At 34.5% G+C, this 14,933-nt stretch carries 15 protein-coding genes; 9 read left to right on the top strand and 6 right to left on the bottom strand.

The annotated features are described in order from the left end of the window. Positions 1 to 34: 34 nt before the first annotated feature. Together ACFOWM_RS07510 and gldA are read left to right on the top strand one after the other, a co-directional pair. Positions 35 to 3,628 (top strand): efflux RND transporter permease subunit, encoded by a 3,594-nt coding sequence (locus tag ACFOWM_RS07510; RefSeq protein WP_379708437.1) that lies wholly within the window; start codon positions 35 to 37, stop codon positions 3,626 to 3,628. Positions 3,629 to 3,761: 133 nt separating this feature from the next. Beyond that, a complete protein-coding gene (gene gldA, locus ACFOWM_RS07505; protein ID WP_379708435.1) occupies positions 3,762 to 4,667 on the top strand; it encodes a gliding motility-associated ABC transporter ATP-binding subunit GldA in 906 nt (301 codons plus the stop codon). 5 nt (positions 4,668 to 4,672) lie between these two features. Here gldA and ACFOWM_RS07500 read toward each other — a convergent pair whose 3' ends face one another. The 6 genes from ACFOWM_RS07500 to ACFOWM_RS07475 form a co-directional block, all read right to left on the bottom strand. After that, positions 4,673 to 5,167, bottom strand: coding sequence for a hypothetical protein (locus tag ACFOWM_RS07500; RefSeq protein WP_379708433.1), 495 nt, complete (start codon positions 5,165 to 5,167; stop codon positions 4,673 to 4,675). An 80-nt stretch (positions 5,168 to 5,247) separates the two neighbouring features. Further along, a complete protein-coding gene (locus tag ACFOWM_RS07495) occupies positions 5,248 to 5,703 on the bottom strand; it encodes a hypothetical protein (RefSeq protein ID WP_379708431.1) in 456 nt (151 codons plus the stop codon). 22 nt (positions 5,704 to 5,725) lie between these two features. After that, positions 5,726 to 7,240 (bottom strand): hypothetical protein, encoded by a 1,515-nt coding sequence (locus ACFOWM_RS07490; RefSeq protein ID WP_379708429.1) that lies wholly within the window; start codon positions 7,238 to 7,240, stop codon positions 5,726 to 5,728. A gap of 185 nt (positions 7,241 to 7,425) precedes the next feature. Next, positions 7,426 to 7,866, bottom strand: a complete 441-nt coding sequence (locus tag ACFOWM_RS07485; RefSeq protein WP_379708427.1) for a hypothetical protein — start codon at positions 7,864 to 7,866, stop codon at positions 7,426 to 7,428. A gap of 174 nt (positions 7,867 to 8,040) precedes the next feature. After that, on the bottom strand, positions 8,041 to 8,328 hold the full coding sequence (locus ACFOWM_RS07480) for a hypothetical protein (protein WP_379708425.1): 288 nt from the start codon (positions 8,326 to 8,328) through the stop codon (positions 8,041 to 8,043). 243 nt (positions 8,329 to 8,571) lie between these two features. After that, a complete protein-coding gene (locus ACFOWM_RS07475; RefSeq protein WP_379708423.1) occupies positions 8,572 to 9,213 on the bottom strand; it encodes a hypothetical protein in 642 nt (213 codons plus the stop codon). 170 nt (positions 9,214 to 9,383) lie between these two features. Here ACFOWM_RS07475 and eno point away from each other — a divergent pair, with 170 nt between their 5' ends. From eno to ACFOWM_RS07440, 7 genes are all read left to right on the top strand, one after another. Beyond that, the gene (gene eno, locus ACFOWM_RS07470; protein WP_379708421.1) at positions 9,384 to 10,673 is read left to right on the top strand and encodes a phosphopyruvate hydratase; all 1,290 of its coding nucleotides are present in this window, start codon (positions 9,384 to 9,386) and stop codon (positions 10,671 to 10,673) included. A gap of 59 nt (positions 10,674 to 10,732) precedes the next feature. Then, entirely contained in the window at positions 10,733 to 11,011 is a 279-nt protein-coding gene (locus ACFOWM_RS07465) for an FtsB family cell division protein (RefSeq protein ID WP_379708419.1), read from the top strand. Positions 11,012 to 11,090: 79 nt separating this feature from the next. After that, complete coding sequence (locus tag ACFOWM_RS07460) at positions 11,091 to 11,330, top strand: hypothetical protein (RefSeq protein WP_379708417.1); 240 nt, start codon at positions 11,091 to 11,093, stop codon at positions 11,328 to 11,330. Positions 11,331 to 11,384: 54 nt separating this feature from the next. Then, positions 11,385 to 12,032 (top strand): endonuclease III, encoded by a 648-nt coding sequence (gene nth / locus ACFOWM_RS07455; protein ID WP_379708415.1) that lies wholly within the window; start codon positions 11,385 to 11,387, stop codon positions 12,030 to 12,032. A gap of 73 nt (positions 12,033 to 12,105) precedes the next feature. Next, the gene (locus tag ACFOWM_RS07450; RefSeq protein ID WP_379708413.1) at positions 12,106 to 13,032 is read left to right on the top strand and encodes a hypothetical protein; all 927 of its coding nucleotides are present in this window, start codon (positions 12,106 to 12,108) and stop codon (positions 13,030 to 13,032) included. Positions 13,033 to 13,200: 168 nt separating this feature from the next. Continuing rightward, a complete protein-coding gene (locus ACFOWM_RS07445) occupies positions 13,201 to 13,632 on the top strand; it encodes a LexA family protein (RefSeq protein WP_379708411.1) in 432 nt (143 codons plus the stop codon). Positions 13,633 to 13,643: 11 nt separating this feature from the next. Continuing rightward, a complete protein-coding gene (locus ACFOWM_RS07440; RefSeq protein ID WP_379708409.1) occupies positions 13,644 to 14,930 on the top strand; it encodes a Y-family DNA polymerase in 1,287 nt (428 codons plus the stop codon). Positions 14,931 to 14,933: the final 3 nt, after the last annotated feature.

Here is a 14,933-nt window from a genome sequence, read left to right as displayed (position 1 = left end):
TAGTAAGTATTTATTTCAACAGAAAAATGATTGTATGAGTGCAGCAAAAAATATACAAAATAAATTTAAAGAGTTTAAACCAACATCGTGGAGTATAGGTAATAAAACATCTATTTACCTTATCATGCTTATTGTAACGTTGATTGGGCTGTATCAGTTTTTTACGCTTCCAAAAGAGCAGTTTCCTGATATTGTAATACCTACCATTTACGTACAAACGGTGTATGTAGGTAACTCTCCAAAAGATATTGAAAACCTTGTTACAAGGCCAATTGAAAAGCAAATAAAAGGCATTACAGGTGCAAAAATTACTAAGTTCACCAGTACTTCTTTGCAAGATTTTTCTGCCATACAGGTAGAATTTAATACTGATGTAAAAGTAGATATTGCCCTGCAAAAAGTAAAAGATGCTATTGATAAAGCAAAGCAAGATTTACCTAACGACCTTACTCAACAGCCCACTGCTTTAGAGGTAAACCTGAGCGACCAACCTATCATGTATGTAAACCTTAGTGGCGATTATGAAATGGCCAAGCTAAAAAAGTTTGCAGATGATATGAAGGATAAGCTTGAAGATATTCCTCAAATAAATAGAATTGACATTGTTGGTGCTCCTGAACGTGAGTTTCAAATAAATGTTGATAATTATAAAATGCAAGCAGCTGGTATCACTTTCGATGATATTAGCAATGCTGTTGCCAGAGAAAATGCAGATATATCTGGCGGTTTGTTAGATGTAGGTGATATGAAAAGAAACCTACAATTAAAAGGTCAGTTTCATACTGCGTATGATATCGAAGGTGTTATTGTAAGAAACACCAGCGGCAACCCCATCTATTTAAAAGATATTGCTACCATAAAAGATACCACCAAAAACGTAGAGAGTTTTGCTCGTTTAGATGGTAAAAATGTTGTTACCCTCAACATTGTAAAACGTAGTGGTGAAAACCTGATTGAAACCAGCGAAGCGGTGCAAAAAATGGTGAAGGAAAGTAAGGGGGTTATTTACCCTGAAGACCTTAATGCCGTTGTAACAGGTGATCAAAGTATAAAAACAAAAGCATCTTTTAATGAGCTCGTTAACTCCATTGTAATTGGCTTTTTGTTGGTATTAATTGTATTGATGTTTTTTATGGGGGTAACCAATGCCTTTTTTGTGGCATTGAGTGTGCCTTTAAGTATGTTTGTTGCCTTTGTGTTTTTGCCTGGTGCCGATTTAATTGTAGGCACCCATGTTACCCTCAACTTTATGGTATTGTTTGCCCTACTTTTTGGGTTGGGTATTATTGTAGATGATGCCATTGTGGTTATTGAAAATACGCATAGAATATTTGTGGATGGCAAAGGAAAAATACCCATAAACACTGCTACCAAAATGGCTGCTGGTGAGGTTTTTGTGCCTGTGTTAGCTGGTACACTAACTACTTTAGCGCCATTTTTTCCGTTGTTATTTTGGCCAGGTATTATTGGGCGTTTTATGGTGTATTTACCTACCATGCTCATTTTTACACTAGCAGCATCATTAGTAGTAGCGTTTATAATGAACCCCATTTTTGCGGTTGATTTTATGAACCATCCCGAAGGTGAAAAAGAAAAAAAATCGGCCATTTTTAAGAAGCCTATTTTTTGGATTATCATAGCGTTTGGTATTTTGTTAGATGTTATTGGAGCTCCGTTCCTTGGTAACCTTCTCATCTTCTTTATGATTTTGGTTGTGTTGCACAGGTATGTAATTGATGGTGCTATACATAGCTTTCAAAACAAGGTATTGCCTTGGATTATGAGCCATTATGAAAATTTAATTCGTTGGTCGTTAAAAGGCTGGAGGCCTGTACATTTATTACTTGGTACGGTTGGTTTATTAATATTATCTGTATTTATTTTTGGTTTATCAGTATCAACTGGTAGAATTGGTATTGCGTTTTTCCCTAAAGGTGATCCTAACCAAATTTATGTGTACCTCAAATTACCGGTGGGCACAAGTGTAGAGTATACAGATTCTGTGGTTAAAACACTAGAAGCCAAAGTAAATAAGGTGTTAGAAATTGACCATGCAAAAGGAATAAAAAATCCGATTGTGGAGAGTGTTATTAGCAACGTAGCCATCGGTGCAAGTGACCCATCATCTGGCGATAGAAGCACCCGTAGCGAACTAGGTAGGGTACAAGTATCGTTTGTAGAGTATGAAAAGCGCCATGGTAAAAGTTCACGTCCGTATCTTGATCAAATTCGTGAAGCCATTGCAGGTATACCGGGTGCAGAAATAAGTGTGGATCAAGAAAGTAGCGGTCCGCCAACTGACCCTCCAATTAATATTGAAGTAGCAAGTGAAGATTTTGATAACCTTGTACGCACCTCTGTAAACCTAAAAAATTATTTAGATAGTATACAGGTGCCGGGTGTGGAAGAATTGAAAATGGATGTTGATTTAAACAACCCTGAAATTACTTTAACTGTTGATAGGCAGCGTGCATTAATTGAAGGTGTATCATCAGCACAAGTTGGGTTACAAATTCGTACGGCTTTATTCGGTAAAGAAGTATCAAAAATTAAAGAAGGTAAGGAAGAGTATAAAATTCAGTTACGTAACAATGAACTGCAACGCAAAAGTTTATCAGAATTGCTCAATATGCGTATATCGTTCAGGGATTTTGCTGGTGGCGGACAAGTAAAAAATATTCCGATAAGTGCCTTAGTAAAAGTTGAGCCTACAAGTACGTTTGGTAGCGTAAAGCGTAAAAACCAAAAAAGGCTCATTCAATTACGTTCAAACGTATTAACCACACAAGGTTACAACGCTACTGCCGTAAACCAAGTTATTGCTGGTTACCTAACATCGTTCAGTAAAAAAGATGATGGCGTAACCATTAAACAAACGGGTGAAGGTGAGCAACAAGCAGAAACAGGTGCCTTTTTAAGCAAAGCATTGTTTATTGCATTGGGTTTAATTTTATTAACCCTAGTACTACAATTTAACTCAGTTAGTAAATCGGTTATTATTTTAACTGAAATTGTATTTAGTATTATTGGTGTGTTATTGGGCTTCTCTATTTTTGGTATGGAAGCATCCGTATTAATGACCGGTTTAGGTATTGTTGGCTTGGCAGGTATTGTGGTTAAAAATGGTATTTTGGTGATTGAGTTTGCTGAAGAGTTACGCCAACGTGGTATGAAAACCAGAGATGCAGTAATTGAAGCAGGTAAAACCCGTATTATACCTGTATTGTTAACAGCATTAGCGGCAATATTAGCATTTATACCTATTGCAGTTGGTTTCAACATCAATTTTGTTACGTTGTTTTCTGAATTAAATCCACATATTTTCTTTGGTGGTGATAACGTAGCGTTTTGGAAACCATTAAGCTGGACGATTATTTTTGGTTTAGCATTCGCTTTCTTTATGACGTTGATTATTGTACCAGCCATGTATTTAATTGCTGAGCGTTTACGTAGGCCAATGCGTAGAATGTATGGTGGTAAGTGGGTGAGCTTTTTAGGTATTCCACCATTGATTTTCTTATTTATTCCTTTAATGATTATTACAGCTTTTGCTCACCGTGCAGCTGTAAATCGTAGAAGAAGAAAAGTGAAAAATGCAGATACCATTTTTACTGGTAGCTGGTTTTAATAATACTTAGTAGTGCGGTTAATACAAAGCCCTTCAAGCAATTGAAGGGCTTTCCTTTTTGTAATGCAAAGGCTTTAACAAACTAATTTACGAGTACTCCATTACAAGTATTATTTTTACAAAAAAACAAACTATGTCAATAAAGGTACATCAGTTATCAAAAAATTATGGGGCACAAAAAGCAGTGAACAATATTTCATTTGAAATAAATAAAGGTGAAATTGTAGGCTTTTTAGGTCCTAATGGTGCTGGTAAATCTACCACCATGAAAATGATAACAGGGTACTTGGTTGCTGATGAAGGCACCATTTTGGTAGATGGTATTGATGTTGCAAAAGATGTGGTGGCTGCCAAATCAAAAATTGGTTATTTGCCAGAAGCTAATCCTTTATATGCAGATATGTATGTAAGGGAATATTTGCATTTTGTAGCAGGCGTACATCAATTAAAAAATATAAAACAGCAAACCGAAAAAATGATTGCTACGGTTGGTTTAACCAATGAGGCACATAAAAAAATGAGTCAGTTAAGTAAAGGGTATAAGCAACGTGTAGGTATTGCTGCAGCTTTAATTCATGAGCCTGAAGTTGTTATTTTAGATGAGCCAACATCGGGCCTCGATCCCAATCAAATAATTGAAATACGTAATGTTATTAAAGCATTATCAGTCAATAAAACTGTTTTATTTTCATCGCATATTTTACAAGAGGTAGAAGCTATTTGTGATAGGGTTATCATCATCAATAAAGGCAGTATTGTGGCAGATGATCAGCTTCAACATTTGCAAAAAAATATACAGCCAACACAAGTAGTACAAGTACAATTTGAAGAATTAGTGGAGCTAACTATGTTACAAACCATACCACAGGTGCTTCATGTTGAAATGGTAAATCCACATATATTTAAAATTGAAACAGCTGCTGCAGATGCAGTAAGAAAACAGCTGCTTCAACTAGCAGTAACTAACAACCTTAATATTGTAGCTTTACAAACCGATACCAATAGTTTGGAAGATACGTTTAGAGCAGTAACGAAATAATATTTTTATTGTATCACTACATCTTTCTTTTTCAAAATTATATACGCATCTCTATCATCATCTGAGGCATACATATTTTTGTTTTCGGCAACAGGTATGCGTATTAACACCATTGGTTCAAATTTAGTACCGTTAAATTGGTGTACAAATTGAGCTATGCAATACATTTTAAGTTGTGCTGCTTTTTCAGTGCTATATGTTTCATTAAAATTGGCAGCAAAGGTCTTATCCCAATACTGTTCTGTACAATAGCTTTCCATTTGTTCAAATTCTTTGATTCCAATTTGCTTTATAATACCTGCTTTATCTTCTTTAAAATAACCTGGTAGCATGTAAACAGATAAACTGCCCCAACTATTTACAGTTACTGGCTTTCCTTTAACAGGGTATTTATTTACAGCTTTTTTATAGCTACTCTTTTTTGGTGCGTTTACTTTTTGAGCAAAAACTTGGCTACTCATAAAAATGGCTACAGCCACAAAGCAAATTGTAATTTTCATATATCTCATTTAATTATTTTTTAATGTTTTTAAAGTAATGCTAATGTTGTTTTTAAATTCAATTTTAGAAAATGTAGCGTTTAATATTTTTTAGTGTTGTGCTCGGTAGTTTTAAAATATAGCTTCAATGCCCAGTAGTTGGTTATTAAAATGAAAGCCGCAATAATGATAATGGCAGCACTAAAAAAATAACTTAATGAAAACTCACCTTTCCATAAACCATGCTCTTTTTTAAAATGAAAAAGGTGTTCGTTGCAATAACCTAAACCTATAGCCACTATTATTGAAAACACAAACGGAATCCATAGCCAAAATAATTTTTGTGAAGTGATACTTACAAAATTTACCCACAACCAACTTACAATACAAATGGTTAACCCTACTTGAAAAAATGTTTGTGCAGCTGATTGGTAATAGGGTACAAAATCTTTTGCAAAAGCTAATTTGTACGTTTCAATTACATGATATGCATTAGCTAAATAAATTAATATGGCAGTAAACAATACAGTGATGGTGATGGTGATTTTTGTGAGCATGATGTGTGAATTTCTATTTTGTTTAATCTTTAATAATAGAGTAAGGCTGCAATTTTGAATCGTAATAACCTATATAATATTTTTCTCCTTTTGAGTTTAAAGTATACTTGATATAGGTGTTATTATTACCATTCATCCACAAGCCATCTTCACTTTTTTGTATAAGTTTTCCTGTAACATCGTATATGTAGGTTGCGTATTGGTTTTTATTTTTATCAATAACTTTAACCAAATAGTAATCACCTAATGGTATTGCAATATCATCAACGCTAATGCCTGCGCCCAAATCAACCTGCTCTGCTCCTGTTGATTTACCAGTTAATGCATTGTAAATATTGAATATGAGTTTGTTGGTGTTTCTATTGTAAATGATGAAACCTTTGTTTTCCATGTATCTTCTAACAACGTCATATTTAAATGATGCTTCGTTCACCAATTTTTCTGTTTTATTATTTATAAAATAGCATTTAGCATCTACTTTATTAATAGCGAAAAATAAATTATTACCGCATACATCTTTAATAGTATATAGACTTGTTTTTAGTATTTCATTACCATTATTATCGTACAAAGTGGTAATACTTGTACTGTCGTTGAATGCTGAAAATACACCACTTGTTATTTCTTTAATATTGTTAATATCAGCTTTTTTAATAATTACTTTTCCATCTGCATTTACTACATAAGTTTCAGATAATTTGTCGGCTTCGGTACATTCTTTTTTGCCGTAAATTTTTGTTGATTGTTTTTTTATTGCAAACCCACTGCTTGTACAAAAAAAGGCGTTATTAAATTTGTTACCTGATAGGTAATAAAATTTAGTGCCTACGGTTTTCCCCTTGCTATTAATAAAACTGCCTTCATAAATACCTTTTGTTTTATCTATTAAAGTATAACCTATAGCAAATGAATTTCTGCCTGCATTAAATTCAATTTCATCGTAAGATGTTGTATTGGTTTTTTTGCCTTTTTTATCATAAATAAAAACGGTGTTGTTATAATTATTTTTCGCAATAAAACAATCTTTAGAGAAATTATAAATGTATTGATACAACTCTTTTGTAATGATTTGTTTGCCATTTTCATCTACTACACCTTCTGCACCACTACCTTCTACAATTACATAGCCCTTTTCATTGCTGTACCTTCCTTCATCAGCAATTGTTTTTTTAGTTAAGATGTTTTTGAACGAATAGTATTGATAATTTACAGCACCTCTTTTCGGCATTCTTATTTTTACAATATTCCCTACAATTTCATGTAAATTTTGCGATTCCACACTATCCCAAATTTGTTTGCCTGTTTTTAATTCAATAATATATTTTCCTAAAAAAATATATTCATCTGTAATAATTTGTGGAGCTATGGTATAGTAAGTTGGTGGAAGTATAGTTTTTCTATCTGCCGTCATTAAGCCCCACTTATCTTGAAAGTTCCACTTACTTTTACTTTGGTATTGAAAAGGTATATACTGTTGTGCCATACTTACGGTGACAATAAATAAAATCAAAATAGGCGTAGCAATAATTTTTTTCATGATATTGTTTGTTGTTTTTTAGTATTGTTGATATCGATTTATTGAAGTAGGTTTTAATACATAATTGATTACACTTTTATTGAAATATAAAGCCCCTATTTTATTGTGTTTTGTTGGTAATAATGCTTAATGAAAGTGTTATAATGGATAGTGTGTTATTTTTTTATTTCACTTTGTTTTCATTATTAAAATATCACAAATACAATAGTTGTTTGTAAATAAATGGCGATGCATAGGCAACAAAGCCAACTCCAAAACCACCACTTGCTAATCGCTATTTGCTGTACTACTTTGTAATAAATGATTATCATAAATAGTACTGATATTATTAGCGATGCAAAAAAGCTACAATCGACTGAGCGTATGGTAGAAAACAAAGTATAAGGCAACAAAAAACAGCTGCCAATAAAACAGTTAAATGCAATCAGTTTAATAAATAGCCATTTTTTTTCGTTTAAGAAAAGCACTGCTGCTATAATTTGTATCGCCCATTTTGCACCAGCAATGTTAGCAGATAATATCATTTTATTATGGCTACTGTACAACGCTGCACCTTGCTTAATAAAGTATGATGTTATAATAGTTGCTAAAGCAAAGTATACGGCAGCCCAAATTATATTTTTCAAAATGTGGTTATTTAAAATGCTTCACCCAATATCTTTTTATATGTTGATACAAAGTGTTGTGTTTTTATGTTTGCTTTAAAGTGTACTACTGTATAAAATGAGTAGTATTTATTTTTTATAAATGCTATCACCTATTTGTAAGGTAATGTTCATGCTATTAGGCATTGGTAAATATTAGCCATCTGCTAAGGTCATTTGTTTAAAAGTTGGCTTGTGGCTATCAAACGAAATATTTGTAACAATGCTATTGATAGCAACATTTTTTATGATGAACGTTATATCGTTCGTATTCATTTTTTGAATAAAATGGTAGGCAATTGCAAATACACCTATGCACATCACTATTACAACTGAACCAACGCTTATATTTTTATTGTACTTATCATTAACCACCTTATAAACAGTGCAGTAAAAAGCGCTAATAAAAAAAGTAGCATAAACCAAGCGAAATTGTAAAAGCACCTTTAAAATTTATTACATCAATAAATACCAATACAACAAAGCCAATTAGTAAAAAAAGCAAGCTTACTAAAACCATAAGAGCAACTTTATGCTTTAGTTTAATACCAAGTTTACTCCATTTTTGAAAAGTAGCAAGCAAACTACAAAAGCTATAATGCCAATAAAAAAGTATAAAGTAGTTACGCCCATTTAAATAACAGTATCAACAAATATTTTACCACCAACAGTATTGTGTAATAGCCACTACTTACCTATAGCGTAACTAGCATAAAATAAAAAATTACGGGTTTTTATATAGTTGCCATTGTTCACCCTATCTTTTGGTATTTCATTACGCATACCAATGTTATATTGCAAGCCCATGTACAACTTATTGACCCTTACGGCTGTTTTTAGCAGCAAGCCAGCATCTGTTCTTTTTCTATTGTCAGCAGTGCCATTGCCAAAACTCATGGCTTTATAATTGTCAGTTGATAGTACTTTAAATTCACCATTCAAAGCAGTATTAATAAATGGTCCTGCTCCAAAAATAAAGCCCATGTCGTTTGCATCATTTAAGCCAAAAACCTCATAGCAAATAGGCAGCCCTAATGATAAATAGTTCACTTTTACTTTTCCGCCTACAACCGTTTCGTAACCGGTTTTCAAATAACTTAGGTTGGGGTTTAGTACCAATTTACTATCACGTTTAAGCGGTACAATGGGTACAACCGTTTCAACCCCAATGCCCAACGCAAATGTGCTGCTACCTTTCCCAGTATTAGCTTTTACATTGCTACTACCAAAATCAGCCCTTATAAGCAAGGGTAGTTTTTGTTGTGCCATAACTACGATGCTGTTAAAGCACACACTTATTAATAGTATTATTGACCATCTTTTTTTCATACAATTACAATTTTTAGTTTGGGTTTACTTTTAGTTAGTTTATATGGTAAAAATATTTTTAATACCAGTGTTGTTAACTACCCTCTTCAGGGTATATTTTAGTATATGAATTATGTATTTTAATTTTTATCTTCGCAATCATACATTAAACCAAAAATTAAATTTTAAAAATGAGCTACATCGCATCCATTCATGCAAGACAAATTTTAGACAGTCGTGGTAATCCTACCGTTGAGGTTGATATTCTTACAGAAAACGAAAGTCTTGGCCGTGCAGCCGTACCAAGCGGCGCTAGTACAGGTATACATGAAGCGGTGGAGTTAAGAGATAATAATAAAAAATTATACGGTGGTAAATCAGTATTAAAAGCTGTAAAAAACGTAAACACCGTATTAGCCGAGCATTTAATTGGTTGGGATGTTGCTGACCAAACTGGCATTGATGCCATGATGATTGCTTTAGATGGTACGGCCAATAAAAGTAAATTAGGTGCCAATGCTATGTTGGCTATTAGTTTAGCAGTAGCAAAAGCAGCAGCATTAGAAGCAAACTTACCATTGTACCGCTACATTGGTGGCACCAATGCTAAAGTGTTACCTATACCTATGATGAATATTTTAAATGGTGGTGCACATGCTGATAATAAAATAGATTTTCAAGAGTTTATGGTAATGCCCATTGGCGCCAAATCATTTAGCGAAGGGTTGCAATGGGGTGTTGAAATTTTTCATGCCTTAAAAACAGTATTGAAAAAGAAAGGTTATAGCACCAATGTGGGTGATGAAGGTGGGTTTGCGCCAAATATTCAGAGCAACGAAGAAGCTATTGAAACGGTGTTAACTGCCATACAAGCAGCAGGTTACAAAACAGGTAGCCAAGTAGCTATTGCTATGGATGCTGCTAACAGTGAATTATGGAATGCAAAAGAAAAGAAATACATTTTCCATAAAAGCGATGGAAAAAAAATGACCAGCGAACAATTGGTAAAATATTGGGAAAGTTGGGTAAAACAATATCCTATCATTTCTATTGAAGATGGTATGGCTGAAGATGATTGGAAAGGTTGGAAAATGTTAACAGAAGCAATTGGTAGCAAATGCCAAATTGTGGGTGATGATTTATTTGTAACCAATGTTGATCGTTTACAAAGAGGTATTAAAGAAGAAATTGCGAATGGTTTATTAGTAAAAGTAAACCAAATTGGTACCCTTACTGAAACAATTAATGCCGTAAGCATGGCGCAACATGCAGGGTACAATACCATTATGAGCCACCGCAGCGGCGAAACAGAAGATAGTACCATTGCTGATTTAGCAGTAGCACTCAATTGTGGTCAAATTAAAACAGGTTCAGCAAGCCGTAGCGATCGTATGGCAAAATACAACCAATTAATACGTATTGAAGAAATTTTAGGTGATAGCGCCATTTACCCAACCGGTAAAATAAAGTTTGGTAAATAGTATTTAATGTGCACCTTTAAGTAATTGAACGGAATATGTTGCAAACAGTAATAAAATCAATGATTAGCCTGCTAAAAAATAAGTACATATTAGTAAGTATTGCTTTTTTGGTATGGATGTTATTTTTTGATCCTAAAGATTGGGGCACCATTACCGCAAGAACGCAAAAACTCAACGAATTAAAGCAAAGCGAAAAGCATTTGGTAGTGCAAATTGCTGATACAAAGAAAGAACTGCAACTCCTAAAAACAGATGCTAGCTCTATTGAAAAGTACGCAAGAGAAAAGTTTTATATGAAAAAAGACAATGAAGACATCTTTATTGTTAAAATGCCGTAAGATTTTTTATACCAATGCAATAAGCTTATTAAATTATCGTTATTAAAGGGAGCAAAATTAATAACGCAAAACTGAAAGCATGGTCAATATCACACAAGATGACCTTTTGAAGTATTTATACAATGAAGGCACGCTTGAAAAAAGAACACAAATACAAACACTACTCAATACGGATGATGAATTGCTAGAACGTTTAACAAATTTAGCCATCGTTCAAAATAGGTTGGATGCCATAAAATTAATATCCCCGAGCGACAGAGCGGTGGATAATATACTTAATTATACAGAACGAGTAGCTGAATTGGCAGCATCTAAGTAGCAATTATTAACGAATAACTTGAATATAGCCCGTACTTTGCTGCGGGCTTTTATTATGACAAAAAAACAGCGATACGAGTTTTTAATAAATTATTTTTTACAACACAGTCCTGATGCCGAAACGGAACTATTATATGATAATCCGTTTCAATTATTAGTGGCTGTAATACTATCAGCCCAATGTACTGATAAACGAGTGAACATGACCACTCCTGCCATTTTTGAAAAATACCCCGATGCTGCAACAATGAGTAAAGCAAGCGTTGAAGATTTGTTTAAACTAATTAAAAGCATATCGTACCCCAATAACAAGGCAAAGCATTTGGCAGGTATGAGCAAGCTATTAATTGAAAATTTTGGCGGTGAAGTACCCATGACGGTCAACGAATTAGTTACCCTGCCAGGTGTAGGGCGTAAAACCGCCAATGTGGTTACTTCCGTAATTGATGAGCAACCCAATATGGCTGTAGATACACATGTGTTTAGGGTGAGTGCTCGTATTGGGCTAACTACCAATGCTAAAACACCCACTGCTACTGAAAAACAACTCATCAAGCATTTTCCACCTGAGTATGTTTACAGGGCACACCATTGGTTAATTTTGCATGGAAGGTATACTTGTATAGCCCGTAAGCCCAAATGTGATGTTTGTGGGTTACAATCTATATGTAAATTTTACATGAAACAACATAAAAACTCATAAAATCAAGTAATTTATTAGTTTCTTTGTACTATATTTAATCGATACACCGTTATGGTGGTATAATATGTTTAAAATGAAGAAAATCTGTTTGATTGCATCACTTATCACTGTTTTTGCCCTAAGCAGTGCATCTGTAAATGCACAGTATTACTTTTTTGACGGCGACTATTATGAAAATCCGGTTTTGTATGAAGCTGGTGTGTCAGTAAATGCTATGAATAGCTTAACTGATTTGGGTGGAAAAAAAGGTATTGGTGAAAAGTTTTTGAAAGATTTAAACCTAGGCTATACTTCAATAAGTGGGGGTATATTTTTTAGCGTAAGTTATAAAAATGCAGTCGCTTTAAGGCTCGAAGGTACTTTTGGTAAAGTATCATCAGACGATAAAATTTTAGCAGGTATTAACGATGCTGCCAAAAACCGTTTCAACCGAAATTTAAATTTCAGAAGTAACATATCAGAAGTGGCAGCCTTAGTTGAAATTCACCCAATGTACATTTTTGTTGATTGGCCTGCAAAAGAAACAACCCCACCACGTACTTCACCTTACTTATTAGCAGGTGTTGGTTATTTTTCATTTAACCCACAAACTAAAATAGGTAACAGAACTATTGATTTGCAACCGCTTAGTACTGAGGGACAAGGTTTTGCTGAATACCCTAACAGGCCCATTTATAAGTTAAACCAGCTAAACATACCTATGGGTGCCGGTGTAAAATACGAGCTATCGCCTTTGGTAAACCTAAGGGCTGAAGTAGTATACCGCAAGCTATTTACTGATTATTTAGATGATTTAAGTACCACCTATATTGATCCAGCTTTGTTTGATAAATACCTCACTCCACAAAAAGCAGCCAATGCTAAAATTTTGTACGACAGGCAAATTGTAAAAGTAGCAGGTATTAATGGTAAACGTGGTACTGAAAAAAACAACGATGCTTATTTTACCGCTAATCTAAAAATTAGCGTAATCATTGGTAGAGAAAGAATACGTAGATAATATGTAACTTATTTTTTTAGCAAAGCAAGATGAACATCTTGCTTTTTTTATGCCACCTCTGTACCTAATTGCTGTGTTAATATAATGCTTCTGCACTTATATAAAAAATAAAAAACTAAATAATTTAGTATAATATTGCTAATTAATTTAGTTTAAAGCCTTTGTATAATGGAAGTAGAAAATTTTTTAGGAAGTAGTTACAATGGTACCAAACAATTTACCCAACACCATGTACCTACCGCCAATGCCACAGGCTTTGGCGCAGCTGCAGATGATTATATGGAAAGAGGTATTGACCTCAACGAACAGCTTATTCGTAATAAACCAGCTACCTTTTTTATGAGGGTAAGTGGCAATAGCATGGTAAATGCAGGTATTTTCAATGGCGATATTGTGGTGGTTGATAAAAGTGTAAAACCCACCAACAACAAAATTGTAATAGCTGTGTACGAAGGCGAAATGTTGATACGCCGCTATCAAAAAACATTTAATCAACTTTTTTTAGTGGCCGAAGCGCCCAAGTTTGCTACAATTGAAGTATCGCCCCTCTGCGATTGCCGCATTTGGGGAGTGGTTACTTGTGTTATCAGACAATTATAAAACACAATACTGTGATAGCTATTATTGATTGCAATAGTTTTTATTGCTCTTGCGAACGCTTATTTAGGCCTTCGCTAGATGATAAGCCCGTGGTGGTATTAAGTAACAACGATGGTTGTATTGTATCACGAACCGATGAGGCCAAAGCCTTGGGCGTAGCCATGGCTGGTCCGTATTTTTTGGCAAAGCCCACTATTGAGAAGTATGGTGTAGCCACTTTTTCATCTAACTACAACCTATACGGCGATTTAAGTTGGAGAGTAATGGAAACCTTACGGATATTATTAGGCGAAAAAAACATTGAAGTGTATTCTGTTGATGAGGCTTTTTTAGATTTATCTGAATTTAAGCATACTAATTTGTACGAAGAGGGGCTACGTATTAAAAATGTGGTTGAAACCTGGACGGGTATTAAAGTATCCATAGGCATAGCACCCACTAAAGTACTCAGCAAAGTGGCCAATAGGCTTTGCAAAAAAAATAAAGAAGCCACCAAAGGGGTAATGGTGTTAGATACTCCAGCAAAAATTAGCGAAGCCCTACAAGCCACACCCGTAAGCGATGTTTGGGGTATTGGTAGGCAATATGCACTAAAGTTGAAAGAGATGAATGCCGTATACACCGCCTACGATCTTAGCAAAAAATCCGCCGCATGGGCACATAAAAATTTAGGTGGGGTAGTAGGCACTCGTATGATAAGCGAACTCAATGGTATACCAGCTATTGAGGTAGCTAAAGAGCAGCTTACACAAAAAAAAAGGATTGCCTGCACCCGTATGTTTGGTAAAACGGTAAGCACCATTACTGAAGTAAAACAGGCTGTAGCTACCTACGCATCAAGGGCAGCAGAAAAGTTACGCCGACAAGGGAGTGCTGCAACTGTGGTAAGTGTGTTTGTACTTACCCGTGAGCCCAGTAACAATGGGCGTTTTAGGCATGGTAATACATACAGTCATTATACGGTATTACCTATTGCAACATCAGCAACTAATGAATTAATAAAACATGCCATGGCCTTGGTAGATGTGTTGTATGATGCTAGTAAACAATACAAAAAAGCTGGCGTAATACTCAGCGGTTTTGTGCCCGATGCTACTATACAAGCCAACTTATTTGTAGCACCGCAACAAAATAACCAACGTAAGTTGATGAGCACTATGGATAATATCAATTTCGCTTTACGTAATGATGTGGTGCAGTTTGCCGCAACCGGTACCAAACGTAATTGGAAAATGAGGGTTGAAATGCGAAGCCCACGCTATACCACTCGTTGGAACGAATTGTTTGAAGTGAAATAACAT

The sequence above is a fragment of the Ferruginibacter yonginensis genome (genome assembly GCF_042651465.1).
Lineage (GTDB): Bacteria > Bacteroidota > Bacteroidia > Chitinophagales > Chitinophagaceae > Ferruginibacter > Ferruginibacter yonginensis.
This window is presented reverse-complemented; position numbering and strand designations above follow the sequence as displayed.